Origin of the sequence: Actinophytocola sp. (genome assembly GCF_035762905.1) — a bacterium.
Taxonomy (GTDB): Bacteria; Actinomycetota; Actinomycetes; order Mycobacteriales; family Pseudonocardiaceae; genus DASYTH01.
Genome location: NZ_DASUCC010000165.1, coordinates 1 through 25,704, shown reverse-complemented (window position 1 = coordinate 25,704; position 25,704 = coordinate 1). Strand labels below are relative to the sequence as shown.

The following is a 25,704-nucleotide window of genomic DNA, read 5'->3' as shown; positions in this document are numbered from 1 at the left end:
ATGGTCCCGGTGGACGTCGACCGGGACGAGGCCCGCGACGCCGCGGTCCGGGAGCTGTCCGACCCCGCGTACGCCGCGGCCGAGCCGTCGCTGCTCACGCAGGTGCTGGACTGGCTGGCCGAGCGGCTGGCCGGGTTCGGGCTGGCCGTGCCGGGCGGGCCGACCGGGCTGATCATGCTGGCCGCGGCGGTCGCGCTGATCGTGGTGGCCATGCGGCTGCGGGCCGGGCGGATCACCCGGAACCGGGCGGCCCGGCCCGAGTTGTTCCAGGGCCGGGTCCGGACCGCGGCGGACCACCGGCGGGCCGCGGCGGAGGCGGCGGCCCGGGGTGAGCTGTCCGAGGCGGTGCGCGAACGGTTCCGGGCGATCGTGCGCGAGCTGGAGCAGCGTGGCGTGCTGACCGAGATGTCCGGCCGCACGGTGGCCGAGATCGCCGCCGCGGCCACCGCGGCGCTGCCGGGCAGCGCGACCGAGCTGTCCGCCGCGGCCGCCCTGTTCGACGAGGTGATCTACGGCGGCCGGCCGGCCACGATGGCCGGCTACCAGCGGCTCGCCCGGCTGGACGAGGCGGTCCAGCGCGAGCGCGTGGTCCCGGTGCCGGCATGACCACGTCGGTTTCCCCGGACGCGCGGCGGATCTGGCATGCGGTGCGCGGCCCGGTGGCGATCCTGCTGGTGATCGTGGCCGGCGCCGTGCTGATCACCCTGATCCTCGGCACCGGCACCGGTGGCGCACTGGACCCGCGGTCGACCGCACCGGACGGCAGCCGGGCGCTGGCCCGGCTGCTGGCCGCCGAGGGGGTGCGGGTCGAGCCGGTGGACACCGTCGAGGGCGCCCGCGAGTCGCTGGCCGGCGGCGCCGACACGCTGCTGATCACGGTGCCGGCGCGGTTGCGCCCGGAGCTGGTCGCCGAGCTGCGCGGGCTGGCCGACCGGCTGGTGCTGATCACCCCGCCTCCGGACGTGCTGGCCGGGCTCGACCTTCCGGTGCGCCCGGCCGGCGCGACCGAGGTGACCGACCGGCCGCCGGACTGCGGCTACGACCGGGCCGGCGTGGCCAGGACCGGCGGCGAGGTCTACGCCGGGACGGCCGAGCTGTGCTACGCGGACAGCCTGGCCCGGCTGCCCGAGGTCACGCTGCTCGGCACCGGTTCCCCGCTGACCAACGCCCGGCTCGACGAGCAGGGCAACGCGGCGCTGTCGATGCGCCTGCTCGGCGAGCACGAACGGCTGGTCTGGTACGTGCCGTCGCTGACCGACCCGGACGCGCTGCCCGAGCAGCGCACGCTGCTCGACCTGCTGCCGGACGGTTGGGTGTTCGGCCTGGTGCAGCTCGCGGTCGCGGTGGCGGTGGTGGCGCTGTGGCGGGCCCGGCGGCTCGGCCCGGTGGTGACCGAGCCGCTCCCGGTCGTGGTGCGCGCGGCCGAGACCGTCGAGGGCCGGGCCGGGCTGTACCGGCGCAGCGGTGCGGCCGGGCACGCCGCGACCGCGCTGCGCCAGGCCGCCCGGGACCGGCTGGTCGGCCGGCTCGGCCTGCCGCGCGACGCCGGTCCGCACGCGGTGGTCGGCGCGCTCGCCGAACGCACCGGACGGCCCGGTCCGCAGCTGTACGACCTGCTGTACGGTCCGGCACCGGCCGGTGATGCCGCGCTGGTCCGGCTCGTGGCGGACCTGGACGCACTGGAGAGTCAGACATGAGTGATGCCCGGGACGCGCTGATCGGGCTGCGCGCCGAGGTCGGCAAGGCGGTCGTCGGACACGACGCCGCGGTCACCGGCCTGATCGTGGCGCTGCTGTGCCGCGGCCACGTGCTGGTCGAGGGGGTGCCGGGGGTGGCCAAGACGCTGCTGGTCCGCGCCCTGGCCGCGGCGCTGGACCTGCGCTCGGCGCGGATCCAGTTCACCCCCGACCTGATGCCCGGCGACATCACCGGGTCGCTGGTCTACGCCGCGCACACCGCCGAGTTCTCCTTCCGCGAGGGCCCGGTGTTCACCAACCTGCTGCTCGCCGACGAGATCAACCGGACGCCGCCGAAGACCCAGGCGGCCCTGCTGGAGGCGATGGAGGAGCGGCAGGTGTCGGTGGACGGCAAGCCCCGCCCGCTGCCCGAGCCGTTCGTGGTGATCGCGACCCAGAACCCGGTGGAGTACGAGGGCACCTACCCGCTGCCGGAGGCGCAGCTGGACCGGTTCCTGTTCAAGCTCACGATGCCGCTGCCGTCCCGGGAGGACGAGGTCGGCGTGCTGCTGCGGCACGCGGCCGGGTTCGACCCGCGCGACCTGGCCGGCGCCGGGCTGCGCGCCGTGGCCGGGCCGGCGGATCTGGACGCGGCCAGGGAAGCGGTGCGGGCGGTGGTGGTGCGGCCGGAGGTGGCCGGGTACGTGGTGGACCTGTGCCGGGCGACCCGGTCCATGCCGGCCGTGCGGCTCGGCGCCTCACCGCGCGGGGCGACCGCACTGCTGGCCGCGGCCCGGGCCTGGGCCTGGCTGTCCGGGCGGGACTTCGTCACCCCGGACGACGTGAAGACGCTGGCCCGGCCGGCGCTGCGGCACCGGGTCGAGCTGCGCGCCGAGGCCGAGTTGGAGGGGGCGACCGCGGACGGGGTGGTGGACGGCGTGCTGGCCACCGTGCCGGTCCCGCGCTGATGGCGATCACCGGCCGGGCCGCGCTGCTCGCGCTGGCGGGCGTGCTGGTGGTCGCGCTGCTGGTGCCGTCCTGGTCGGGGGTGCTCGGGATGGCGGCGGTGCTGGCGCTGGGCGTGCTGGTGGATCTGGCGCTCGCGCCCAGCGTGCGGCGGCTGACCTTCGCCCGCGGCGGCGCCACCCGGGTGCGGCTCGGCGAGCGGGCGGCCGTGACGCTGACGATCGGCAACCCGAGCGGGCGGGCGCTGCGCGGCCGGCTGCGCGACGCCTGGCCGCCGAGCGCCGGGGTCGCCGCCGACCGGCAGCCGATCACGGTGCCGCCCGGAGCCCGGCACACGGTCACCACCGTGCTGGAACCGACCCGGCGCGGCGACCGGCCCGCGCACCGGGTCACCGTGCGGGCCGTCGGGCCGCTCGGGCTGGCCGCGCGGCAGGGCTCGCACGCGGTGCCGTGGACCGTGCGGGTGCTGCCGGCGTTCCACAGCCGGCGGCACCTGCCGGCCCGGCTGGCCCGGCTGCGCGAGCTGGACGGCCGGCAGGCCGCGCTGGTTCGCGGGCAGGGCACCGAGTTCGACTCGCTGCGCGAGTACGTGGCCGGCGACGACGTGCGCTCGATCGACTGGCGGGCCACCGCGCGGGCGGCCGAGGTGATGGTGCGCACCTGGCGGCCGGAGCGGGACCGGCGGATCGTGCTGGTGCTCGACACCGGGCGGACGTCGGCCGGCCGGGTCGGCGACGCGCCCCGGCTGGACGCGCTGATCGACGCCGCGCTGCTGCTCGCCGCACTGGCGGCGCGGGCCGGTGACCGGGTCGACCTGCTCGCCTACGACCGCCGGGTGCGCGCCGGGGTCACCGGTGCGCCGCTGCCCGCCCTGGTCGAAGCGCTGGCCGGAATCGAGCCGGAGCTGGTCGAGTCCGACGCCAGGGGCATGGTCGCCGAGGTGCTGCGCCGCACCCGGCACCGGGGACTCGTGGTCCTGCTCACCGGCCTGGACCCGGCACCCCTCGAGCACGGCCTGCTGCCCGTGCTGCCCCGGCTGACCACCCGTCACCTGCTCCTGGTCGCCGGCGTCGCCGATCCCCGGGTCACCGAGCTGGCCGCGGCCCGCGGTGACGCGGCCGCCGCCTACACCGCCGCCGCCGCCGAACGCGCCCTGGCCGAACGCCGCCAGGTTTCCATCCTGCTCACCCGGCACCGGGTCGAGGTCGTCGACGCCACCCCGGACGCCCTGGCCCCCGCCCTCGCCGACCGCTACCTGGCGCTCAAGGCCGCCGGCCGGTTGTAAAGATCAACCGGCGGCCGGGAGGGTGTCGCCCGCGTCGATGTCGCCGGTGTGGCCGGCGCGGGTGGCGCGGCGGCCGAGGATGAGGACGTAGCCGAGGAAGGCGGCCTCGGCGGCGATGCCGATGCCGACCCGGGCCCAGGTGGGCAGGCCGGAGGGGGTGACGAAGGCCTCGATGAGGCCGGAGATGAGCAGCACGCAGACCAGGCCGAGGGCGATCGCGGTGACCGTGCGGCCCTGGGCGGCCAGCGCGTCGGACCGGGTGCGCGGACCCGGGTCGATCACCGTCCAGCCCAGCCGCAGCCCGGCGCCGGCCGCCACGAACAGCGCGGTCAGCTCCAGCAACCCGTGCGGGGTGATCAGGCCGAGGAAGATGTCGAACCGGCCAACGGATGCCATCAGGCCGGCCGCGACGCCCAGGTTGGCCGCGTTCACCAGGACGATCGCCACCACCGGGATGCCGAGCAGCACACCGAGCACCAGGCACCCGGCGGCGAGCCAGGCGTTGTTCGTCCACACCTGGGCGGCGAACGAGGCGGCCGGCGCCGAGGAGTAGTAGCTCTCGAACTCCCCGCCCGGCGCGGTCAACGCGGCGATCTCCTCCGGAGCCGCGATGGTGGCCTGCACCTGCGGATCACCGGCCACCCACGCCGCGATCAGCCCGCCGCACACCAGGAAGGCGACCGCGGTCGCCGACCACCACCACCGGCTCGCATAGATCGCCGCCGGCAGCGCCCGGGCGAAGAACAGCCCGATCTCCCGCCAGCTCTGCCCGTGTACTCCGGTGACCGCCGACCGGGCCCGCGCCACCAGCGACGACAGCCGGCCGAGCACCGCCGGATCCGGCGCCGTCGCCCGCACGATCGACAGGTGCGTGGCCACCCGCTGATACAGCACGACGAGCTCGTCCGCCTCCGGCCCGGTCAACCGCCCGCCGCGCCGCACCAGCTCCGCCAGCCGCGCCCACTCCCCCTGGTGCGCGGCGACGAACACGTCGATGTCCACACCGCACCCTAACCGCCCTACGATCGGGACCAACCGTCGTGAGGAGCCGTCGTTGACCAGCATGTTCGGGCTCGAGATCCTGCTGAACGAGTGGCGCGGCGAGGTGCTGCGGCTGGACCCGCGGCTGCGGGACCTGGCCATCAACGTGGACCGCGACGAGTTCCCGGAGGGCGGCCCCGATCACTGGCACTTCTACTTCGAGCTTGGCGAGGACTACGTCGAGGCGATCGCGAACGCGGAGCTGGCGACCTTCGCCTTCTCCGACGAGGCCGGCAACTTCGAGGACGTGGTCGCGCGGGCGGACGTGCCCCGGCGGGTCGCGGACCTGTTGCTCGGCGGCGGCGAGGTCTCCTAGCCGAGGGCGCGCGGGTGGGCGGTGGCGTACACCTCGCGCAGGGTGTTCACGGTGACCAGGGTGTAGATCTGCGTGGTGGTCACCGAGGCGTGGCCGAGAAGTTCCTGGACGACGCGCACGTCGGCGCCGCCTTCGAGCAGGTGGGTGGCGAAGGAATGCCGCAGGGTGTGCGGGGAGACGGGGGTGCTGATGCCGGCGTGCTCGGCCGCGGTCTTCAGGATCTGCCAGGCGGTCTGGCGGGACAGCCGGGTGCCGCGGGCGTTGAGGAACAGGGCGGGGGTGCCGCGACCGCGGGCGGCAAGGGCCGGGCGGGCGCGGACCAGGTAGGCGTCCACCGCGGCCAGCGCCGGGCGGCCGATCGGGACCAACCGCTGCTTGCCGCCCTTGCCGTCCACCCGCACGGTGCGCTCGGTCCGGTCGAGGTCGTCGATGTCCAGGCCGACCGCCTCGGAGATCCGGGCGCCGGTGGAGTACAGCACCTCGAGCAGGGCCCGGTCCCTCGGCACGCCGACGCCGTCCAGCAGCCGCAGCACCACGTCCACCGGCAGGGCCTTGGGCAGCCGCCGCGGCGTGGCCGGCGGGCGGACCTCGCGCGCCGCGTCCACCGGCACCAGGCCGTCGCGGACCGCGAACCGGTGCAGGCCGCGAACGGCGACCAGGGCCCGGGCCGCCGACGCCGCGGCCAGCGGCGGATGCTCCGCGGTGCCCTCGCGCAGCGTGGCCAGAAACTCCGACACGTGCCGCTCGGTCACGCCGTCGAACCGCGACACACCGGCCGCGGCCAGGTGATCGGCGTACCGGCGCAGGTCGCGGGCGTACCCGTCCAAGGTGTGGCGGGAGGTGCCCCGCTCCACCGCGAGATGGTCCAGGTACCCGGTGATCACGCCGGACACGTCGGTCAGCCGGCACCCCCGATCGCGGTCTCCCATGGCACGTACGGCATCCCGTGCGCGCGCGCGACTTCGGCCTGCACCACCGCGCCCGCGGTCACGTTCAGCCCGCGGGCCAGCGCCGGGTCCGACCGCACCGCGCCGAGGAAACCCTTGTCCGCCAACGCGACCGCGTACGGCAGGGTCACGTTGGTCAGCGCCCAGGTGGACGTGGTCGGCACCGCGCCGGGCATGTTGGCCACGCAGTAGAACACCGAGTCGTGCACGGTGAACGTCGGATCGGCGTGCGTGGTCGGCCGCGAGTCGGCGAAGCAGCCGCCCTGGTCGATGGCGATGTCCACGAGCACGGAGCCGGGTCGCATCCGGGCCACCAGCTCGGTGCTCACCAGCTTCGGCGCCTTGGCCCCCGGCACCAGCACCGAGCCGATCACCAGGTCGGCCCAGCAGCACGCCTTCTCCACCTCGTAGGCGTTGCTGGCCACGGTCTGCAGGTGCCCGCGATAGCTGAAGTCGATCTCGCGCAGCCGGTTGATGTTGGTGTCCAGGACCACCACCTCGGCCTGAAAACCCAGCGCGATGCTGGCCGCGTTCATCCCGGCCACCCCGGCCCCGATCACCGCGACCTTGCCGGCCGGCACCCCGGACACGCCGCCGAGCAGCACCCCGCGCCCGCCCTGGGCCCGCTCCAGGCAGTGCGCCCCGACCTGCGGCGCCATCCGCCCGGCCACCTCGCTCATCGGTGCCAGCAGCGGCAGCGCGCCGTCGGCGGTCTGCACGGTCTCGTAGGCGATGGCGGTGATCCCGGAGTCGACCAGCGCCCGGGTGCATTCCTCGTTGGCCGCCAGGTGCAGGTAGGTGAACAGCACCTGGCCGCGGCGCAGCCGGCCGTACTCCTGCGGCATCGGCTCCTTCACCTTGAGCACCAGCTCGGCCGCCGCCCAGGTGTCCTCCGCGCTCGGCGCGATCTTCGCCCCGGCCGCCAGGTAGTCCGCGTCCGGTACCGACGATCCCGCCCCGGCGCCGGTCTCGATCAGCACGTCGTGCCCGCGGCGGATCAGCTCGATCACCCCGGCCGGGGTGATCGCCACCCGGTACTCGTGGTTCTTGACCTCGCGGGGAACTCCGACCAACACCCGGGTCAGCCTAGCCCCGACCTCTGCCAGCATGGGTTCGTGGCGCGCGCGGGGTCCATCGTCGAACTGGGGCTGTCCGCCGACCTGCGCGCCCGGCCGTGGACCTATCCCGGGCCGGCCCTGCCGTTCTCCTGCCTGCAGGTCGGCGACCGGCTCGCCCCGCTGCCGGCCGCGGTGGACCAGCGGCACCGGCACTTCGTGGTCGGCTTCGGCAGCAACGCCAACCCGGACGTGCTGCGCCGCAAGTTCGAACGCCGCGGCGTGTCCACCACGATCCCGCACGTGCTGGCCAGCGTGGCGGATCTGGCGGTGGGCCATTCGGCACACGTCAGCATCCCCGGCTTCGTGCCGGCGTCGGCCTATCCGGCGCCGGGTTCCTCGGCCGGCGGCGTGGTCTCGCTGCTGACCGCGGACCAGCTGCGCTGCCTGGACGAGACCGAGCCCAACTACCACCGGACCCGCGTGCCCGGCGCGACGGTCCGGTTCTCCGCCACCGTGGCACCGCCGGCCGAGGTGCACCTGTACGAGTCCCGGTGGGGAGTGCTGGCCGACCCGGACGGATCGCCGCTGCCGTTCGGCCCACAGGAGACCGTCTTCGGCCGGCTGGCCGGATGGGGCCTGCTGCCCGCCACGAACGGCGGCCCGGCGGCCATCGCCCGCACGCTGGCCGGCCAGCCGGAGCTGCGTGCCCGGATCACCCGCGCGCTGACCGGCCATTCCCGCCGTTATCGCTAGGAGAGGAAGCCGCGGAGTAGGGCGGCGGTGCCGTCCAGGTGCTCGGCCATGGCCCGGCGCGCGCCGGGCGGGTCGCCGGCCAGGATCCGGGCCACCACCCGGCGGTGCTGGGCGTGCGAGTGCTCGATGTTGGTGGCCAGCAACGGAATCGCGTCGAGCAGCTCGTTCACCCGGACCCGGATGTCGGCGACCGCGGTGGTCAGCAGGCCGGACGCGGTGACCTCGGCGATGGCCAGGTGCAGCCGGGAGTCCCGGCGCCGGTACTCGGCCGGGTCGGTGGTGCCGGCCTCCGCGAGCGCGACCTCCAGGTGCTCGCGGTCGGCCGCGGACAGCGTGCGGCTCGCGGCCGCCTCGGCGGCGCCGGCCTCCAGCACCCGGCGCACGGTGAGCACGTCCTCGAGCGAGGCGGCCAGTTCCTCGCGCGGCCGCCCACCCCGGGTCGGCGGCAGCGTCTCGGTGACGAACGTGCCGCCGTAGCGGCCCCGCCGCGACTCGACGTAGCCGGCCTCGGCCAGTGCCCGGATCGCCTCGCGCAGCGTCACCCGGCTGACCGCGAGGCGCGTGGCCAGTTCCCGCTCGGCCGGCAACCGCTCGCCGGGCGCGGCTACCCCGAGCCGGATCGCCTGCAGCAGCCGCTCGACCGTCTCCTCGAAGGCGTTGCCGGTGCGCACGGGACGGAGCACCGCCGCGCCCGCACTGGCCAAAGTGGACATTCCGACCGCCCTACAACGGGGTCACGTAGGCACCGGAGATTCCGCCGTCCACCAGGAACGCCGACGCGGTGATGAACGAGGCATCGTCACTGGCCAGGAACGCCACCGCGGCGGCGATCTCCTCGGGCTCGGCGAACCGGCCCATCGGCACGTGCACCAGCCGGCGCGCCGCCCGCTCCGGGTCCTTGGCGAACAGTTCCTTGAGCAGGGGGGTGTTCACCGGCCCCGGGCACAGCGCGTTGACCCGCACGCCCTGCCGGGCGAACTGCACGCCCAGCTCGCGGCTCATCGCCAGCACCCCGCCCTTGGAGGCGGTGTAGGAGATCTGCGATGTGGCCGCACCCATCACCGCCACGAACGACGCGGTGTTGATCACCGAGCCGTTGCCCTGCCGGAGCATGTGCGGGATCGCGTACTTGCAGCACAGGTACACCGAGGTCAGGTTGACCCGCTGCACCCGTTCCCAGGCCTCGATCCCGGTGGTGAGGATGGAGTCGTCCTCCGGCGGCGAGATCCCGGCGTTGTTGAACGCGATGTCCACCCGGCCGTGCTCGCCGCACACCGCGTCGAACAGCGCCGCCACGGCGGCCTCGTCGGTCACGTCGCAGGTGATCGCGGCGCCGCCCAACTCCTTGGCCAGTTCCTCGATCGCGTCGGTGGTCAGGTCCACCGCGACCACGAACGCGCCCTCGGCGGCGAACCGCCGTGCGGTGGCCAGCCCGATGCCGCTCGCCGCACCGGTGACCACCGCGATCCGATCCCGTAGCCGCAACCTAGTCCTCCGTAGCCAGAAAAACGTTCTTCGTCTCGGTGAACGCGGCCAGGGCATCCGGCCCGAGCTCGCGCCCGAGGCCGGACTGCTTGACCCCGCCGAACGGGGTCCAGTACCGCACCGAGGAGTGCGAGTTCACCGACAGGTTGCCGGCCTCGACCGCGCGGGCCACCCGCAGCGCCCGGCCGACGTCCCTGGTCCAGATCGAGCCGGACAGCCCGTAGTCGGTGTCGTTGGCCATCCGGACCGCGTCGGCTTCGTCCTCGAATGCCTGCACGGTGACCACCGGCCCGAAGATCTCCTCGACCACGGTCCGGTCGGCGGCCGAAGCCGGCAGCAGAACCGTTGGCGGGAACCAGAAACCGGGTCCGCTGGGCGTGCTGCCGCGAAACGCCACCGGCGCGTCGTCCGGCACGTAGGCGGCCACGCTGGCCCGGTGCGCCGCGGAGATCAGCGGCCCCATCTCGGTCCGCTCGTCGGCCGGGTCGCCGACCACCACCCCGCGCACGGCCGGTTCCAGCAGCTCCAGGAATCGGTCGAACACGCTGCGCTGCACCAGGATCCGGGATCGCGCGCAGCAGTCCTGGCCGGCGTTGTCGAACACCCCGTAGGGCGCGGACGCGGCGGCGCGCTCCAGGTCGGCGTCGGCGAAGACGATGTTGGCGTTCTTGCCGCCCAGTTCCAGGGTCACCCGCTTCACCTGGGGCGCGCACCCGGCCATGATCTGCCGGCCGACCTCGGTCGAGCCGGTGAACACGATCTTCCGGACCGCCGGGTTGGCCACGAACCGTTGCCCCACAACGGATCCCTTGCCGGGCAGCACCTGGAACACATCGCCGGGCAGGCCGGCGTCGCGGGCCAGCTCGGCCAGCCGCAGCGCGGTCAGTGGGGTCAGCTCGGCCGGTTTGAGCAGCACGGTGTTGCCGGCGGCAAGGGCGGGTGCGAAGCCCCAGCCGGCGATCGGCATCGGGAAGTTCCACGGCACGATCACCCCGACCACGCCGAGCGGCTCGGCGAAGGTGATGTCCACGCCGCCGGGCACCGGGATCTGCCGGCCGAACAGCCGTTCCGGCGCGGCGGCGTAGTAGTGCAGCACGTCGGCGACGTTGCCGGCCTCCCAGCGGGCGTTGCCGATGGTGTGCCCGGAGTTGGCCACCTCCAAGGCGGCCAGGTGCTCCCGGTCGGCGCGCACCGCGTCACCGAACGCCCGCAGCAGCCCGGCCCGCTCGCCCGGCGGCACCGCCCGCCAGGCCGGCAGCGCCGCGTGGGCCCGGGCGATCGCCTCGTCCGTCTCCTCGGCCGAGGTCGGCCGGACCGTCTCGACCACCTGCTCGGTGGCCGGGTTGATCACGTCGAAGGTCGTGGTCACGTCCTCCCCCTCGCCGCGTCGACCAGTGCCTGGAACAGCCGCACGTCCGCCGAGTCCTCCTCCGGGTGCCATTGAATACCGACCGCGAACCCGGCGCCCGGCAGCTCGACCGCCTCGACCGAGCCGTCCCCGGCCCAGGCCACCGGGACCAGCCCGGTGCCGAGCGCGTCCACGGCCTGGTGGTGGTGGCAGTCCACCTCCACCTCGTGGCCGAGGACCCCGGCGAGCCGGGAGTCCGGGGCGATCTTCACCGGGACCCGGCCGAAGGTTCCCGGCCCGGGCAGGTGGTCGGCGGTGCCCAGCAGGTCGGGCAGGTGCTGACTCAGCGTGCCACCGAGCGCGACGTTGAGCACCTGCATGCCCCGGCACACGCCGAGCACCGGCAGCCCGGCCCGCAGCGCCGCGTGCAGCAGGGTCAGCTCGGCCGCGTCCCGCTCGGGCCGGGGCCGGCCGGTCTCCGGGTGCGGATCGTGCCGGTACGACGCGGGATCCAGGTCCGGGCCGCCGGCCAGCACCAGGGCGTCCAACCGGGACACGTCCAGGGTGGACCAGTCGCCGACCGGGGGCAGCAGCACCGGCAATGCGCCGGCCGCCACGACACAGTCCAGATAGCCGCGGCCGAGCAGCGCGGCCGGCACGTCCCACACGCCGAACCGGGCCCGCTCCAGGTAGCAGCTGATCCCGACCAGGACGTCAGAGCCGTTCGAAGCCACGGACCTTCTCCCAGTCGGTGACCGCGCCGTCGAACGCGGCCAGCTCGACCCGCGCGTTGTTCAGGTAGTGCTCCACCACGTCGTCGCCGAACGCCGCGCGGGCCAGCTTGCTCTCGGCGAGCAGCGCGGCGGCCTCGCGCAGGGTCGTCGGCACCTGGGGCCGGTCGGCGTGTTGGTAGGCGTTGCCGGCCAGTTCGGGTTCCAGTGCCAGCTCGTCGCGGATGCCGTGCAGCCCGGCGGCGATGAGCGCGGCCACCGCGAGGTAGGGGTTGACGTCGCCGCCTGCGATGCGGTTCTCCACCCGCAGCGAGTCGCCGTGCCCGACCACCCGCAGCGCGCAGGTCCGGTTGTCCTGCCCCCAGGCGATCGTGGTCGGCGCGAAGCTGCCGGCGATGAACCGCTTGTAGGAGTTGATGTTCGGCGCGAAGAAGTAGGTCAGCTCGCGGGTGGCGGCCAGCTGCCCGGCCAGGAAGTGCTCCATCAACGCCGAGAAGCCGTTCGGCCCGTCGCCGGCCAGCGCCGGCGCGCCGTCCCCGTCCCGCAGGCTGATGTGAACGTGGCAGGAGTTGCCCTCCCGCTCGTTGTACTTGGCCATGAACGTCAGGCTCTTGCCGTGCGCCGCGGCGATCTCCTTGGCCCCGGTCTTGTAGATGCTGTGGTTGTCGCACGTGGTCAGGGCGTCGGCGTAGCGGAACGCGATCTCGTGCTGGCCGGGGTTGCATTCGCCCTTGGCCGACTCCACGTACATACCGGCGCCGGACATGCCGTTGCGGATGTCCCGCAGCAGCGGCTCGAGCCGTCCGGTACCCAGCATCGAGTAGTCCACGTTGTACTGGTTGGCCGGGGTCAGGTCGCGGTAGCCCTGCCGCCAGGCCTGCTCGTAGGAGTCGTCGAACACGATGAACTCCAGCTCGGTGCCGACGAACGCGGCCAACCCGTGCTCGGCCAGCCGGTCCAGTTGGCGGCGCAGCACCTGGCGCGGCGAGGCGGCCACCGGTGTGCCGTCCAGCCACTCGATGTCGGCCAGCACCAGCGCCGTGCCCGGATGCCACGGCACCCGGCGCAGCGTGTTCAGGTCCGGCCGCAGCACGAAGTCGCCGTATCCGCGGTCCCATGAGGACATCTGGTAGCCACCGACGGTGTTCATCTCGACGTCCACCGCGAGCAGGTAGTTGCACGCCTCTGCGGCATGCGCGACCACCTCGTTGAGGAAGTACTCCGCGCCGCATCGCTTGCCCTGCAACCGACCCTGCATGTCGGTGATGGCCAGCAACACGGTGTCGATCTCCCCGGCGGTGACCAGCTCACGGAGCCGGTCGAGGGTGAGTAAGCCTTCGCTGTGCCGCACTTCGGTCTCCCTCCTTGACACGACGGGGTGGCGAGGATCACCCTCTACCGAAACTAAAGGACTGATCGTAGTCCATTGGGAGCGAGGAGGGCAGCCGTGACGACGGACGGCTCGCAGACCGAGGCCAGGACTCCGCAACCCGACTCCGACGAGAAACGCCTGCACGAACTGGGATACGCGCAGGAGTTGCTGCGCCGCATGTCCGGCTTCTCGAACTTCGCGGTGTCCTTCACGATCATCTCGATCCTGTCCGGATGCCTGACGCTCTACGGGTTCGGCATGAAGACCGGCGGCCCGGTGATGATCGTCTGGGGCTGGCCGATCGTCGGGCTGATGACCCTGCTGGTCGGGCTCGCGATGGCCGAGGTCTGCTCCAGCTATCCGACCGCGGGCGGGCTGTACTACTGGGCCGCCAAGCTGGCCCCGCGCAACGGTCCGGCCTGGTCCTGGTTCACCGGCTGGTTCAACTTCCTCGGCCAGGTGGCGGTCACCGCCGGAATCGACTTCGGTGCGGCGTTCTTCCTCAACGCCTTCCTGGACCTGCAGTTCGGGTTCACCGCCACACCCGGCCACACCATCCTGCTGTTCGGGATCATCCTGGTGCTGCACGGGTTGTTGAACACGTTCGGCGTGCGCCTGGTGGCGTGGCTCAACGACATCAGCGTGTGGTGGCACATATTCGGCGTGCTGATCATCGTCGGCGTGCTGGTGATCGTCCCGGACAATCACCAGTCGGCGTCGTTCGTGTTCGGCGAGTTCGTCAACAACACCGGCTGGGCCTCCACCTTCTACGTGGCCCTGCTCGGGCTGCTGCTCGCCCAGTACACGTTCACCGGCTACGACGCCAGCGCGCACATGACCGAGGAGACCCACGACGCGGCCCGGTCCGGCCCGCGCGGCATCGTGATGTCGATCGTGGTGTCGCTGGTGGCCGGCTGGGTGCTGCTGATCGGCCTGACCTTCGCCATCCAGAACTACGAGACCGAGGCCGCCTCGGCCGCACCGCCGGCACAGATCTTCATCGACGCGGTCGGCATCGCGGGCGGCAAGGCGTTGCTGCTCATCGTGATCGGTGCCCAGCTGTTCTGCGGGATGTCCTCGGTCACCGCGAACTCCCGGATGATCTACGCGTTCTCCCGGGACGGCGCGCTGCCGTTCTCCTCGTTCTGGCACAAGGTGAACAAGCGCACCCGCACGCCGACCAACGCGGTGTGGCTGGCCGCCGCGGGCGCGTTCGTGCTCGGCCTGCCCTACCTGTGGAACACCACCGCCTACGCCGCGGTGACCTCGATCGCGGTGATCGGCCTCTACATCGCCTACGTGCTGCCCACGTTCCTGCGGCTGCGCCGGGGCGATGAGTTCCAGCGCGGACCATGGCACCTGGGCCGGTGGAGCCGGCTGGTCGGCACGATCGCCGTGGTGTGGGTGTGCTTCATCGCGGTGCTGTTCATGCTGCCCCAGGTGAGCCCGGTGGACGCCACGACGTTCAACTACACCCCGGTCGCCGTGCTGGCCGTGCTCGGCTTCGCCGGAATCTGGTGGCTGGTCTCGGCCCGCAAGTGGTTCACCGGACCGCGCGTACAGGGCACCGCAGAGGAGCTGGCCGCGATCGAGCGCGACCTCGGCTCGGTCTAGTCCTCTGGTCGGGCCGAGTCCCGGCGGGCGGCGAACCGGGTCGAGCGGTCCGGCCACGGGGCGTCGGCCGGCCGCGGCTCGGCGAAACCGGAGCGGACGACGTGGGCGGCGAGCACGCCGCCCACGGACGCCCCGTTCACGATCTCGCCGGCCAGCGTCATCCGGACCGCCTCGTCCAGCGGGACCCATCGGTCCACCAGGTCGGCCTCCTCCTCGCCCATGACCTCCCGGTCCACCGCCGAGAGCCCGGTGGCCAGGTAGACCCGGGTCGCCTCGTCGGTGAAGCCGGGCGAGACGGCCACGTCGACCAGCACCGCCCAGTGCTCGGCGGCCAGTCCCACCTCCTCGGCCAGCTCGCGCCGGGCGGTGGCCAGCGGGTCCTCGCCGGTGTGGTCGATCAGCCCGGCCGGCAGCTCCCAGATCCGTCGGCCGAGCGGGTGCCGGTACTGGTGGATGAGCACCACGTTGTCCCGCTCGTCGACGGCCACCACGGCCACCGCGGCCAGGTGCTCGACCACCTCGCGGCCCGCGGTGCCGCCACCCGGCATGACCACCTCGTCCATCCGCAGCGCGAGGATCCGGCCCACGTGGATGTCCCGGCTGGACCGCACCGTGAAGTCGTGCCGCCCCGGTTCCCCGGCTCTGGTTCCGGTCACCGGGACCCGGCCGTGGCCGACACCGACTGCTCGGGCAGCACCACCGGCAGCCGTTCGGCCGCCGAGTAGTCCATGGCCGCCTTGACGAACCCGGCGAACAGCGGGTGCGGGCGGGTGGGCCGGCTCTTCAGCTCCGGGTGCGCCTGGGTGCCGACGAAGAACGGGTGCACCTCCGCCGGCAGCTCGACGAACTCCACCAGGTGCCCGTCCGGGGAGACCCCGGAGAACACCACACCGGCCTTGGCCAGCCGCTCCCGATAGGCGTTGTTGACCTCGTAGCGGTGCCGGTGCCGTTCGGAGACCTCCCGATCGCCGTAGGCCCTGGCCACCACCGAGCCCACGGACAGCTTGGCCGGGTAGGCACCCAGCCGCATGGTGCCGCCCATGTCCCGCTCGCCGGCCACCACGTCCTGCTGGTCGGCCATGGTGCTGATCACCGGATGCGTCGTGGTCTCGTCGAACTCGTCGGAGTTGGCCTCCGCGAGGCCGGCCAGGTTGCGGGCCATCTCGATCACCATGCACTGCAGCCCGAGACACAGTCCCAGGGTCGGAATGCCCTTGGGCCGGGCATACGCGATCGCCCCGATCTTGCCCTCGATACCGCGCACCCCGAACCCGCCCGGGATCAGCACACCGTCCACACCGGACAGCGCGGCGGCCGCGCCGGCCGGCGTCTGGCAGTCGTCCGACGGCACCCAGACCACGTCCACCTTGGCCCGGTGGGCGAACCCGCCCGCGCGCAGCGCCTCGGTCACCGACAGGTAGGCATCCGGGAGGTCGACGTACTTGCCCACCACCGCGATCCGCACCGTCTCCTGCGGACTGTGCACCCGGTCGAGCAGGTCGCCCCACACGGTCCAGTCCACGTCCCGGAACGGCAGACCGAGCCGGCGCACCACGTAGGCGTCCAGACCCTCCCGGTGCAACACCTTGGGAATGTCGTAGATCGACGGCGCGTCCGGAGCGGCCACCACGGCATCGGTGTCCACGTCGCACATCAGCGCGATCTTGCGCTTGAGCCCGTCGGGAATGTCCCGGTCGGCCCGGCAGACGATCGCGTCCGGCTGGATGCCGATGTTGCGCAACGCGGCCACCGAGTGCTGGGTCGGCTTCGTCTTCAGCTCCCCGGACGGCGCCAGGTAGGGCACCAGCGACACGTGCAGGAAGAAGCAGTTGTCCCGGCCGACGTCGTGCCGGACCTGCCGGGTGGCCTCCAGGAACGGCAGCGACTCGATGTCGCCGACCGTGCCGCCCACCTCGGTGATCACCACGTCCGGTGCCCGGCCGGCCTCGTCCGGCTCGGCCATGGCCCGGATCCGGGACTTGATCTCGTCGGTGATGTGCGGGATGACCTGGACGGTGTCCCCGAGGTACTCACCCCGCCGCTCCTTGGCGATCACCGTCGAGTACACCTGACCGGTGGTGACGTTGGCGCTGCCGGTCAGGTCCCGGTCCAGGAACCGCTCGTAGTGCCCGATGTCCAGGTCGGTCTCGGCGCCGTCGTCGGTGACGAACACCTCGCCGTGCTGGAACGGGTTCATCGTGCCCGGGTCGACGTTGAGATACGGGTCCAGCTTCTGCATGGTCACCCGCAGGCCGCGGGCGGTCAGCAACTGGCCGAGGCTGGACGCGGTAAGCCCTTTGCCCAGCGAGGAGGCCACGCCCCCGGTGACGAAAACGTGCTTGGTGGTCCGTGCTTGCAAAGGGACTCCCCGTGGCGTAACCGACTGTCCATGCCTGGCGCCGCCCCCGGCGGCGCCGTTCGTAGCGGGGCGTCCCGCCTGGCGTTCCACGGGATTCCACCGTAGCACCTGAGCAGCGGCGACGAACCTCGACACGCAGGGACGGCCGGCCTCAGCCGGTCGGCGAGCCGGGCACGGGCCCTTCGGCGTTGCCGGCGATGCCGTACCCGCCGGACCGCTCGTCCAGCTGCTCACGCAGCGCGAGCAGGGTGACGATCCGGCCGGCCGGCGTGTCCGCGTTGTCCACAGTGGACAGCACCTGGGCGGCGGCGGTGTCCGCGCGGACCAGCCCGATCGGGCCGGTTCCGTCCGCCGAGCCGGCGGCACCGGCCAGCACGGCGCCGGCGCCGGACCGGTCTACCTGGGCGGCGAACCGGGCGACGGTGGCCGCCCGGTCCCCGGCGTCGGCGCCGGACACGGCGCCGCCGGTCAGCACGATGGCCAGCTGCGCCGGACGAATCTCGCCGGCCGCCCTGACGAACCCGCCCTCGGCCAGCCCGCTCAGCGCGGCGGCGGACTCCGCCGGGGAGGCCTGCCGTTGGTTGTCCGCCTTGCGGATCAGCAGCACCGGGCCGAGCAGCCCACCGGCCAAGGTGCCCGGGTCGGACACGGTCGGCAGCTGGACCCCGGCCGGGAGCAGCCGGGTGACGATGTCCTTGAGCTCGTCGGCCCGGCGCGGGTCGGCGAACCCGTCGGTGAGCTGGAGTTCACCGGTGACCGTGGCCCCGGCGGCGGTGACCAGCGTCTTCACCGCGTCCCGGTCCACCGGGTCGGCGTCAGCGGTGGTGATCAGGACGATCGTGCGCTGGGCGAGTTGTCCGGCAACGGCCAGCGGGCCGATGCCGGTGGCGAAGCCGTCCGCGTCGGTCAGCCGGGCGGCCAGCCCGTTTCGCTGCGCCTCCAGGTCGGTGACCTGCCGGCCGAGGTCGTCCTTTGCCGCCGCGAGGCCGCCGAACAAGGTGCGGCTGAGCGCGGTCGAGCCCAGCACGATGCCGACGGCAAGGGCAAGGAACACCGCCGAGATCGACACGATGTGGTAACGCAGCGTGATCATGTGAAGGTCCCCCGAATCCAGGACAGGAAACCGGTCCAGGTGTCCCGCAGCCAGTCCAGGTAGGTGCCACCCAGGCCGGAGACGGCCAGCGCGATGACCACGGCGAGCAGCGCGGCGAGCAGCAGCAGGCCGACGGCGGTGGTGGAGACGCGGCTCGGGTGCAGGGTGGCCAAGGCCGTGCCGTCGACCAGCCGGGCCCCGAGCTTGAGCCGGGTGAGGAAGGTCGACGGGTTGGAGCCGGACCGGCCGCGGTCGAGGAACTCGGCGAGCGTGGCCTGGAAGCCGATCGTGACCACCAGGCTGGCGCCGTGCGTGTCGGCGAGCAGCAGGGCGAGATCCTCGGCGTTACCGGACGCCGGGAAGGTCACCGCGCCGATGCCCAGGTCCTGGATCCGCTCCAGTCCGGGCGCGTGGCCGTCCATGGCCGCCGGGATCACCACCTCCGCGCCGCAGCACAGGGTGTCGGTGGCGATCCGGTCCGGGTCCCCGACGATCACGTCCGGCCGGTACCCCCTGGCGTACATGGTGTCGGCGGCGGTGCCGACCGCGATCAGCACCGGACGGTGCTCGGCGATGTACCGCCGCAGCGCCTTCAGCTCGTCGAGGTGCCCCGGACCCGGCGCCACGACCAGGACCTGCCGGTGCCGGACGGTGGCGCGCAGGTCCGGCACGCCGATCCCGTCCAGAATCAGGGTGCGCTCCCGGCGCAGGAACTCGATCGTGTTCGCCGAGAACGCCTCCAGCTGCGCCGACATCCCCGCCTTGGCCTCCACCATCAGGTCGGCCACGGTTTCCTCGGTGTGCCGCACGCCCTTGGCCAGCTCCCGCTCCTGGGCGTAGACCACGCCCTCGTGCAGGCGGACTCGCATCCCCTCCTTGATGATCCGCAACGCCTCGATCCCCACGCTGTCGATCAGCACGATGCCGGCGCCCACCACCATCGCCGGCCCCAGGTTCGGAAACCGCCCGGAGATCGACGGCGACGCGTTGACCACCCCGGCCACCTCGGCCTGGATCAGCGCGTCGGCCGTCGCCCGGTCGATGTCCACCTGGTCGAGCACGGCCACGTCCCCCGGCCCCACCCGCCGCAACAGCGCATCGGTCCGCCGGTCCACCCGGGCGATACCGGTCACCCCAGGCAGGTTCGGGTCCATCCGAGTCAGGAGACCGCTGAGCTTCATGAGGCCGATGGTGACAAAGGGACCATATTTTCCGGCCACGCCACGCCGAACGGCCTAATCCATTAGCCCGAACGGACCGGCAGCTGGCCTGGATTCAGCGCTTGCGACGCCCTCCGGGTTTGGCGCCGGTGCGCTTGTCTTGGTCGGCGAGGGCGAGCAGTTCCTCGGCGTGGGCCCGGCCGGTCTCGGTGGAGTCCATGCCGGCGAGCATCCGGGCCAGCTCGACCACCCGGTCGCGTTCGTTGACCGTCCGGATGTCGGCACCGACCACGCCGCCCATGGCCCGCTTGTCCACCACGATGTGCCGGTCGGCGAACGCGGCCACCTGGGCGAGGTGGGTCACCACGATCACCTGGTGGCTGCGCGCGAGCCGGGCCAGCCGCCGCCCGATCTCGATCGCCGCCCGGCCACCCACGCCGGCGTCCACCTCGTCGAACACCAGGGTGGGTACCGGGTCGGAGTGGGCAAGCACCACCTCGATGGCGAGCATCACCCGGGACAGCTCGCCGCCCGACGCCGCCTTGTGCACCGGTAACGGCTCCGCCCCGTCGTGGGCCCGCAGCAGCAGCTCCACGTCGTCCACCCCGTCCGGACCGGCGTGCACCAACTGCCCGGCGACCGGTAAACCGTGCGGGTCCCGCTCGTCGGTGGGCCGTGGCCGGACGGTCAGCTCGATGACCGACTGCGGCATCGCCAGGCCACCCAGTTCCTCGGTGACCGCCTTGGCCAGCTCGGCTGCGGCGGCGATCCGCTGCGCGGTCAGGGTTTCGGCCAGCCGGGCCAGCTCGCCGGCCAGCTCGGCGCGCTGCCTGGCCAGTTCGGCCAACGCCTCCTCGGAGGTGTCCAGCCCGGCCAGCCGCTCGGTGGCCTGCGCCGACCAGGCCAGCACCCCGTCCACGTCCGCGGCGTACTTCCTGGTCAGCTGCTTGAGCTCGGCCTGCCGGGCGAGCACCCCCTCGAGCACGGCCGGGTCGGCGTCCAGCCCGTCCAGGTAGCCGGTCAGCTCGGTCCCGACATCGGCGAGCAGCACCGCCGCCTCGGCCAACCGCGGCTCGAGGTCGCGCAGCCGCGGATCCTCGGAGGCGGACAACCGGCGGCGCGCCTCGGCGAGCAGCCCGAGCACACCCGGCGCGTCCGGATCCCCCTCTTGGGCCCCGCTCACCGCGAACGACGCGGCGGTGGCGTGCTCCCTGAGCTGATCGGCGTCGGCGAGCCGGCGGGCCTTGGCGGCCAGCGCGTCGTCCTCACCCGGCTGCGGGTCGACCGCGGCGATCTCGGCGAGCCCGTGCCGAAGCAGGTCGGCCTCCCTGGCCAGTTCCCGGGAGCGCTCGGTCCGCTCGGTGAACTCGGTACCCACCCGAAGCCACTCGTCGCGAACCCGCCGGTACTCGGCGAGCGTGCCGGCGACGTCCTCGCCGGCGAACCGGTCCAGCACGCCGCGCTGCTCGGCCGGCCGGAGCAGCCGGAGCTGGTCGTTCTGCCCATGTACGGCGATCAGCTGCTCGGACAGCTCGGACAGCACACCGACCGGGACCGACCGCCCGCCGAGGTGGGCGCGCGACCGCCCGTCCGCACTGACCGAGCGCAGTGCAATGAGGGCGCCGTCGTCGTCCGGCTCGGCCCCGGCGTCGCCCGCGACCCGCACGGCCGCGCTGCCGTCGAGCCGCTCGAACCGGCCCTCCACGACGGCTCTCGCCACGCCGTTGCGGACCCGGGACACCTCGGCCCGGCCACCGGAGAGCAGGTGCAGCCCGGTGACCACCATCGTCTTGCCCGCTCCGGTCTCCCCGGTCACCACGGTGAAACCCGGGTCGAGCTCGAGCGTCGCCTCGTCGATGGCGCCGAGGCCTTGGATTCGCATCTCGGCCAACACGCTCCGCACCTTATCCGCTGCCCGGGTCGAAACCCGGCAGCCGGCCGCGGGCACGCCGAACATATGTTCGCGAGTTGGGAACTCGCGGGCTTGAGCTGGGAACTCGCGCGGGAAGGAGCGACTCGCCGGGACGGAACCGGCTACTCGCGTGACCGGAGACGGGGACTCGCGGCGTCAGCTGGGCTAACGAGAGCGCCAGCCCTGCACGGGCAGCTCGAACTTGTGCACCAGGCGCTCGGTGAACGTGCCATGACCCAGCCGAACCAGCTTGACCGGCTTCGCGCCGCGCACCACCTCGACCCGGGCGCCCGGCGGGATGTCCACCATCCGCCGCCCGTCACAACACAGCACGGCCGGGTGCCCGCCCGGGTCCACCTCGACCGCCACCACCGAGTCCGGCGGCACCACCAGGGACCGGGAGAACATCGCGTGCGCATTGCTCGGCACCACCAGCATGGCGCGCACGTCCGGCCACACCACCGGCCCGCCCGCGGAGAACGCGTACGCCGTCGACCCGGTCGGCGTCGCGCACAGCACCCCGTCGCAGCCGAACGACGACACCGGCTGGTCGTCCACCTCGATCCGCACGTCGAGAATCCGCTCCCGGCTGCTTTTCTCCACGCTGGCCTCGTTGAGCGCCCAGTCCGTGGCGATCCGCCGGCCGTCGACCGTGGCGGTGACGTCCACGGTCATCCGGTCCTCCACCCGGTAGTCCCGGTTCACCACGTGCGTGATCACGTCCTCGAGATCGTCAGAGTCGGCCTCGGCAAGGAACCCGACGCGGCCGAGGTTCACCCCGAGCACCGGCACGTCCGCCGGCCGGGCCAACTCCGCGCCGCGCAGCAACGTGCCGTCCCCGCCGAGCACCAGCACCAGCTCGGTGCCCACGGCGGCGTTCGGCCCGTACTCGACGACGTTGTGATAGCGCGCACCGTCCACATCGGCCGCCTCCTCGGCCAGCACCCGCAGCCGCACCCCGGCGGCTGCCAGCCCGGTGGCCGCCTTCTCGGCGGTGTGCCTGGCCTCGGCGCGGCCGGTGTGCATCACCAGCAGCACCTCGCGATCCTCGTTCACTGGGGCCCCTCCCGGACGGCCGCGTCGACCAGCGCGGCTACCTGTTCCTGTGCCAGTGGTTCGTCCCGGCGCAGCCAGGCAAAGTACTCGACGTTGCCGGCCGGCCCCGGCAGCGGGCTGGCCACCACCCCGTGCACTCGCAGCCCGTGCTCGGCGGCCTCGGTCAGCACGCCGCGCACGGCACCGGCGCGCAGTTCCGGATCGCGGACCACCCCACCGGCGCCGAGCCGCTCCCGGCCCACCTCGAACTGCGGCTTGATCATCGGCACCAGGTCGGCGTCCGGCGTCGTGCAGGCCAACAGCGCGGGCAGTACCAGGCGCAGCGAGATGAACGACAGGTCGGCCACCACCAGCTCGACCGGTCCGCCGGTCTGTTCCGGGGTCAGCGCGCGCACGTTCGTCCGGTCCAGCACGACCACCCGCGGATCGGTGCGCAGCCGCCAGTCCAGCAGCCCGCGACCGACGTCGGCGGCCACCACTTGGGCCGCGCCCCGGCGCAGCAGCACGTCGGTGAACCCGCCGGTGGAGGCACCGGCGTCCAGGCAGCGTCGCCCGGCGACCCGCAGGCCGGCCGGTTCGAACGCGGCGAGCGCCCCGAGCAGCTTGTGCGCACCGCGGGACGCCCACCCGGGGTCGTCGTCGTCCTTCACCAGCACCGGCGCATCCGGCTCGACGCCGGTGGCCGGCTTGCTGGCGACGGTGCCACGCACGGTCACCCGGCCGTCCTCGATGAGTTGCGAGGCATGCTCGCGAGAGCGCGCGAGGCCACGACGAACCAGCTCCGCGTCAAGCCGGGACCTGCGCGGCACCGGTCATTCCCTGTCGATTGTGGACAGTGCGACGTTCAGCGCCACGTGCACCGCGTCGAACCGCGCGACATGCTCGGCCACCGGCAGGTCGTCCAGCTCGTCGAGGCCGGCCACCGCTTCCTCGATCGCGGCGGTCGGATCCCCGGGCGGCGTGTCGTGGTCCGCGTGGCCCTCGTGGTCAGACTCCACCTGCATCCCTTCACGCTAGCCGATCTCCAGTCCCAGCTCGGCCAGTGCCGCCTTCGCCGCGTCGTCCCCGGCGTGGAGCCGCCCCGGTTCGCCGTCCGGAACCTGGGCGGCGCACAGCGCCCGGAGGAGGCCGAACGCGTCGCCGGAGGTGGCCGTGGCGGTCCGGCGCACCCGGCCGTCCGGATCGATCGTCCAGCCCGGCTGCTCGGCGATCGCCAGCTCGCTCGTCCGGCCGGACAGCGCGGTCAGGTCCGCGGCCAGGTAGGTCGGCCGTAACTCGGGCCGGGCCGCGAGCACGTCGGCCGGCGTGGTCACGCCGCTGAGCACCAGCAGCGAGTCCAGCCCGGCCGCGACGGCACCGGCGATGTCGGTGTCCAGCCGGTCCCCGACCACCAGCGGTCGGTGCGCGTCCCCGGCGGCCTGGTCGAGCAGCGGGCGGCTCGGCTTGCCGGCCACCACCGGGTCCGTGCCGGTCGCGGTGGCCACCGCGGCCACCAGAGCGCCGTTGCCGATCAGCTGGCCGCGCTCGGTGGGCAGGGTCGGGTCGACGTTGCAGGCCACCCAGAGCGCGCCGGCCCGGATCGCAAGGCACGCCTCGGAAAGCTCGCGCCACCCCACGTTCTGCGACAACCCCTGCACGACGGCCACCACGTCGCCGGACGCCTGCGCGGTCGGCCGCAACCCCACGTTGCGCACCTCGTCGGACAGGGCGTTGGTGCCCACCACCAGCACGGTCGCCTCCGCCGGCAACCGCTCGGCCAGTACCGCGGCCGCCGCCTGGGCGCTCGTGCACACCTCACTCAGGTCGGCCGGCACGCCCAGCTCGCGCAGGTGGTCGGCCACCTGCTCAGGAGATCGCGAGGCATTGTTGGTGACGAACCGGACAGCCACCCCGGCATCACGGATCCGCGCAACCACACCCGCCGCCCCTGGTACCGCCTCGGCCCCGCGGTACACGGTGCCATCGAGGTCGAGCAGCACCGCGTCGTACCGATCGAGCAGGCGGTCACTCATCGCCCGCCGGCCGCTCCTGACCGGGAGTGGCGGGCTCGGGCTCGGGACGCTCGTCGTCGTCCGGTGGCCACTCCGGCTCCTCGGGCCCGGTGGCCTTGTCGGCCGACGCCGGATCGGCGGTCCCGGCACGGACCGGTTCCGCCAACGCCGTGGCCTGGTCGGCCGGCGCCGGGCCAGCGGTCTCGGACTCCCCGGGCACGGTGGTCTGGTCCGCCGGCACCCGGTTGGCGGTCCCGGGCTCGCCGGACGCGAGAGCCTGGTCGGCCGGCGCCGGGCCAGCGGTCTCGGGCTCGCCGGGCACGGTGGCCTGGTCGGCCCGCACCGGATCAGCGGTCCCCGGCTCGCCGGAAGCGGGGTCGTGGTCGGTCGGCCCCCCCTGGTCGGCGGTCCCGGCATCGACCGGCTCCACCTGCACGATGATCTGGTCGGCCGGCACCGGGTCGGTGATCTCGGCCTCCTCGGGCGCGGGGGCCTGGTCGGCCGGCGCCGGATCGATTGGCTCGGCCTGGGCGTTGGAGTCGAGGGTGGCACCCAGTGCGATGGCCTGGTCGGGGGCGTCGGTCTGTTCGTCGTCGTCGGCTTCGGCGGCGTTGAGGAACCAGCGGATGGCGTCTTCGGTGCGGCCGGCGGCGGCGAGGTTGTCGGCGTAGGCGTAGAAGAGGCGGGCGCTCCACGGGTCGTGCCGGCGGGGGTCGAGGTCGGGTCCCTGGAGGGCCACCACGGCGGCGTCGAGCTGGCCCATGTCCCGGCGCGCGCCGGCGGCGACGATGCGCAGCTCGATGGCGGTGGAGCGGGGGAGGTCCGGGTCGGCTTCCGCGGCGAGCTCGAGGGCCCGTTCCGGGCGGCCGAGGGCCCGCTCGCAGTCAGCCATCACGGCCAGCTGGGTGGTACCGCCGGACATGCGGCGGGCGGCGCGCAGCTCGGCGAGCGCTTCCGCCCACTCCCCGGCGTGGTATGCGGCCAGGCCGGCGGCCTCCCGGACGATCGCCACCCGGGAGGCCCGGGACCGGGCGTACCTGGCGTGTTCGAGGGCGCGTTCGGGGTCCTCGTCGACGAGCAGGCCGGCTGCCACCAGGTGCCGGCCGACGATCTCGGCCACCGCTTTGGACAGACCGCGCAGCTCCCGGCGGGCCTCGGCGTCGAGCGCGGAGAACTCGGCGTCGTCGGGCAGCTCGGGGCCGGTGTCCCTCGGCTCGAACTCGCGCTCGGGCTCGCGACGATCCCGAGCGGGCGCGTCGCGGTTGGCCAAGCCGGGCCGGTCATCCCGGCGGGGTCCCCGGTCGTCCCGGCGCTCACCGCGGTCGCCGCGATCGTCCCGGCGGGGCGGGCGGTCGGACCAGCGAGGCCGGTCCGACCGGCCGGCCTGGTCCTCCCGACGCGGCCGGCTGTCGTCGCGGCCACGGTAACCCGGGCGATCCGAACGACCCTCCTGGTCGTCGCGACGCGGGCGACCTTCGTCGCGGCCACGGTAACCGGGCCGATCCGAACGGCCGTCCTGATTGTCCCGACGCGGACGACCC

General features: G+C 73.6%; 25 protein-coding genes. 7 read left to right on the top strand and 18 right to left on the bottom strand.

Annotated elements, in window-relative coordinates; translation table 11 throughout:
- Genes VFV67_RS36000 through VFV67_RS35985 form a run of 4 tightly spaced genes read left to right on the top strand, consistent with a single transcriptional unit; the run spans position 1 to position 3,927 of the window.
- On the top strand, positions 1-606 hold the full coding sequence (locus VFV67_RS36000) for a DUF4129 domain-containing protein (protein WP_326475201.1): 606 nt from the start codon (positions 1-3) through the stop codon (positions 604-606).
- Positions 603-1,697 carry a DUF4350 domain-containing protein gene (locus VFV67_RS35995; RefSeq protein ID WP_326475200.1) on the top strand — a complete coding sequence of 365 codons (1,095 nt, stop codon included), beginning with the start codon at positions 603-605 and terminating at the stop codon, positions 1,695-1,697. Before VFV67_RS36000 ends, VFV67_RS35995 begins: the two co-directional genes overlap by 4 nt.
- Positions 1,694-2,644, top strand: a complete 951-nt coding sequence (locus tag VFV67_RS35990) for a MoxR family ATPase (protein WP_326475199.1) — start codon at positions 1,694-1,696, stop codon at positions 2,642-2,644. Before VFV67_RS35995 ends, VFV67_RS35990 begins: the two co-directional genes overlap by 4 nt.
- Complete coding sequence (locus VFV67_RS35985) at positions 2,644-3,927, top strand: DUF58 domain-containing protein (RefSeq protein WP_326475198.1); 1,284 nt, start codon at positions 2,644-2,646, stop codon at positions 3,925-3,927. The genes VFV67_RS35990 and VFV67_RS35985 overlap by 1 nt, the downstream gene beginning before the upstream one ends.
- Before the next feature lie 3 nt (positions 3,928-3,930).
- Here the strand turns inward: VFV67_RS35985 and VFV67_RS35980 are convergent, their stop codons facing one another.
- Positions 3,931-4,929 carry a stage II sporulation protein M gene (locus VFV67_RS35980; protein WP_326475197.1) on the bottom strand — a complete coding sequence of 333 codons (999 nt, stop codon included), beginning with the start codon at positions 4,927-4,929 and terminating at the stop codon, positions 3,931-3,933.
- Positions 4,930-4,981: 52 nt separating this feature from the next.
- On the opposite strand from VFV67_RS35980, the gene VFV67_RS35975 reads away from it, so the two are divergent.
- On the top strand, positions 4,982-5,284 hold the full coding sequence (locus tag VFV67_RS35975) for a hypothetical protein (protein ID WP_326475196.1): 303 nt from the start codon (positions 4,982-4,984) through the stop codon (positions 5,282-5,284).
- Here VFV67_RS35975 and VFV67_RS35970 read toward each other — a convergent pair.
- Both VFV67_RS35970 and ald read right to left on the bottom strand, forming a co-directional pair.
- The gene (locus VFV67_RS35970) at positions 5,281-6,213 is read right to left on the bottom strand and encodes a site-specific tyrosine recombinase XerD (RefSeq protein ID WP_326475195.1); all 933 of its coding nucleotides are present in this window, start codon (positions 6,211-6,213) and stop codon (positions 5,281-5,283) included. The two genes, VFV67_RS35975 and VFV67_RS35970, sit on opposite strands and share 4 nt — an antisense overlap.
- Complete coding sequence (ald, locus tag VFV67_RS35965) at positions 6,183-7,307, bottom strand: alanine dehydrogenase (RefSeq protein ID WP_326475194.1); 1,125 nt, start codon at positions 7,305-7,307, stop codon at positions 6,183-6,185. The genes VFV67_RS35970 and ald overlap by 31 nt, the downstream gene beginning before the upstream one ends.
- 39 nt (positions 7,308-7,346) lie before the next feature.
- On the opposite strand from ald, the gene VFV67_RS35960 reads away from it, so the two are divergent.
- Entirely contained in the window at positions 7,347-8,042 is a 696-nt protein-coding gene (locus tag VFV67_RS35960) for a hypothetical protein (RefSeq protein ID WP_326475193.1), read from the top strand.
- Here VFV67_RS35960 and VFV67_RS35955 read toward each other — a convergent pair.
- Genes VFV67_RS35955 through VFV67_RS35935 form a run of 5 tightly spaced genes read right to left on the bottom strand, consistent with a single transcriptional unit; the run spans position 8,039 to position 12,957 of the window.
- Positions 8,039-8,755, bottom strand: a complete 717-nt coding sequence (locus VFV67_RS35955; RefSeq protein ID WP_326475192.1) for a FadR/GntR family transcriptional regulator — start codon at positions 8,753-8,755, stop codon at positions 8,039-8,041. The genes VFV67_RS35960 and VFV67_RS35955 overlap by 4 nt on opposite strands.
- Before the next feature lie 10 nt (positions 8,756-8,765).
- Positions 8,766-9,527 (bottom strand): 3-oxoacyl-ACP reductase, encoded by a 762-nt coding sequence (locus VFV67_RS35950; RefSeq protein WP_326475191.1) that lies wholly within the window; start codon positions 9,525-9,527, stop codon positions 8,766-8,768.
- Position 9,528: 1 nt separating this feature from the next.
- Positions 9,529-10,896 carry an aldehyde dehydrogenase family protein gene (locus VFV67_RS35945; protein WP_326475190.1) on the bottom strand — a complete coding sequence of 456 codons (1,368 nt, stop codon included), beginning with the start codon at positions 10,894-10,896 and terminating at the stop codon, positions 9,529-9,531.
- Positions 10,893-11,609: a gamma-glutamyl-gamma-aminobutyrate hydrolase family protein gene (locus VFV67_RS35940; protein WP_326475189.1), complete on the bottom strand. Its 717-nt coding sequence runs from the start codon at positions 11,607-11,609 to the stop codon at positions 10,893-10,895. The genes VFV67_RS35945 and VFV67_RS35940 overlap by 4 nt, the downstream gene beginning before the upstream one ends.
- On the bottom strand, positions 11,590-12,957 hold the full coding sequence (locus tag VFV67_RS35935; RefSeq protein WP_326475188.1) for a glutamine synthetase family protein: 1,368 nt from the start codon (positions 12,955-12,957) through the stop codon (positions 11,590-11,592). Before VFV67_RS35935 ends, VFV67_RS35940 begins: the two co-directional genes overlap by 20 nt.
- Before the next feature lie 198 nt (positions 12,958-13,155).
- Here VFV67_RS35935 and VFV67_RS35930 point away from each other — a divergent pair, with 198 nt between their 5' ends.
- Positions 13,156-14,592, top strand: a complete 1,437-nt coding sequence (locus tag VFV67_RS35930) for an amino acid permease (protein WP_326475214.1) — start codon at positions 13,156-13,158, stop codon at positions 14,590-14,592.
- Here VFV67_RS35930 and VFV67_RS35925 read toward each other — a convergent pair.
- From VFV67_RS35925 to VFV67_RS35880, 10 genes are all read right to left on the bottom strand, one after another.
- Positions 14,589-15,248 carry an NUDIX hydrolase gene (locus VFV67_RS35925; protein ID WP_326475187.1) on the bottom strand — a complete coding sequence of 220 codons (660 nt, stop codon included), beginning with the start codon at positions 15,246-15,248 and terminating at the stop codon, positions 14,589-14,591. The two genes, VFV67_RS35930 and VFV67_RS35925, sit on opposite strands and share 4 nt — an antisense overlap.
- Complete coding sequence (locus VFV67_RS35920; RefSeq protein WP_326475186.1) at positions 15,245-16,951, bottom strand: CTP synthase; 1,707 nt, start codon at positions 16,949-16,951, stop codon at positions 15,245-15,247. Before VFV67_RS35920 ends, VFV67_RS35925 begins: the two co-directional genes overlap by 4 nt.
- Before the next feature lie 151 nt (positions 16,952-17,102).
- Complete coding sequence (locus VFV67_RS35915) at positions 17,103-18,044, bottom strand: copper transporter (protein WP_326475185.1); 942 nt, start codon at positions 18,042-18,044, stop codon at positions 17,103-17,105.
- Positions 18,041-19,225 carry a putative cytokinetic ring protein SteA gene (gene steA / locus VFV67_RS35910; RefSeq protein ID WP_326475184.1) on the bottom strand — a complete coding sequence of 395 codons (1,185 nt, stop codon included), beginning with the start codon at positions 19,223-19,225 and terminating at the stop codon, positions 18,041-18,043. Before steA ends, VFV67_RS35915 begins: the two co-directional genes overlap by 4 nt.
- A 94-nt stretch (positions 19,226-19,319) precedes the next feature.
- Positions 19,320-21,107, bottom strand: coding sequence for a DNA repair protein RecN (gene recN, locus VFV67_RS35905; RefSeq protein ID WP_326475183.1), 1,788 nt, complete (start codon positions 21,105-21,107; stop codon positions 19,320-19,322).
- A gap of 174 nt (positions 21,108-21,281) precedes the next feature.
- Positions 21,282-22,172 carry an NAD kinase gene (locus tag VFV67_RS35900; RefSeq protein ID WP_326475182.1) on the bottom strand — a complete coding sequence of 297 codons (891 nt, stop codon included), beginning with the start codon at positions 22,170-22,172 and terminating at the stop codon, positions 21,282-21,284.
- Positions 22,169-22,981, bottom strand: a complete 813-nt coding sequence (locus VFV67_RS35895; protein ID WP_326475181.1) for a TlyA family RNA methyltransferase — start codon at positions 22,979-22,981, stop codon at positions 22,169-22,171. Before VFV67_RS35895 ends, VFV67_RS35900 begins: the two co-directional genes overlap by 4 nt.
- A 3-nt stretch (positions 22,982-22,984) precedes the next feature.
- Positions 22,985-23,176: a hypothetical protein gene (locus VFV67_RS35890; protein WP_326475180.1), complete on the bottom strand. Its 192-nt coding sequence runs from the start codon at positions 23,174-23,176 to the stop codon at positions 22,985-22,987.
- Positions 23,177-23,185: 9 nt separating this feature from the next.
- Positions 23,186-24,184 (bottom strand): HAD-IIA family hydrolase, encoded by a 999-nt coding sequence (locus VFV67_RS35885; protein WP_326475179.1) that lies wholly within the window; start codon positions 24,182-24,184, stop codon positions 23,186-23,188.
- Complete coding sequence (locus VFV67_RS35880) at positions 24,177-25,433, bottom strand: hypothetical protein (protein ID WP_326475178.1); 1,257 nt, start codon at positions 25,431-25,433, stop codon at positions 24,177-24,179. The genes VFV67_RS35885 and VFV67_RS35880 overlap by 8 nt, the downstream gene beginning before the upstream one ends.
- Positions 25,434-25,704: the final 271 nt, after the last annotated feature.

Bases quoted from the DNA above. Each gene is read 5' to 3' on its own strand.
- VFV67_RS35990 (WP_326475199.1), top strand. From the start codon at position 1,694: ATGAGTGATGCCCGGGACGCGCTGATCGGGCTGCGCGCCGAGGTCGGC.
- VFV67_RS35890 (WP_326475180.1), bottom strand. From the start codon at position 23,176: ATGCAGGTGGAGTCTGACCACGAGGGCCACGCGGACCACGACACGCCG.
- VFV67_RS35985 (WP_326475198.1), top strand. From the start codon at position 2,644: ATGGCGATCACCGGCCGGGCCGCGCTGCTCGCGCTGGCGGGCGTGCTG.
- VFV67_RS35930 (WP_326475214.1), top strand. From the start codon at position 13,156: ATGTCCGGCTTCTCGAACTTCGCGGTGTCCTTCACGATCATCTCGATC.
- VFV67_RS35955 (WP_326475192.1), bottom strand. From the start codon at position 8,755: ATGTCCACTTTGGCCAGTGCGGGCGCGGCGGTGCTCCGTCCCGTGCGC.
- VFV67_RS35995 (WP_326475200.1), top strand. From the start codon at position 603: ATGACCACGTCGGTTTCCCCGGACGCGCGGCGGATCTGGCATGCGGTG.
- VFV67_RS35885 (WP_326475179.1), bottom strand. From the start codon at position 24,184: ATGAGTGACCGCCTGCTCGATCGGTACGACGCGGTGCTGCTCGACCTC.
- VFV67_RS35915 (WP_326475185.1), bottom strand. From the start codon at position 18,044: ATGATCACGCTGCGTTACCACATCGTGTCGATCTCGGCGGTGTTCCTT.
- steA (WP_326475184.1), bottom strand. From the start codon at position 19,225: ATGAAGCTCAGCGGTCTCCTGACTCGGATGGACCCGAACCTGCCTGGG.
- VFV67_RS36000 (WP_326475201.1), top strand. From the start codon at position 1: ATGGTCCCGGTGGACGTCGACCGGGACGAGGCCCGCGACGCCGCGGTC.
- VFV67_RS35970 (WP_326475195.1), bottom strand. From the start codon at position 6,213: ATGGGAGACCGCGATCGGGGGTGCCGGCTGACCGACGTGTCCGGCGTG.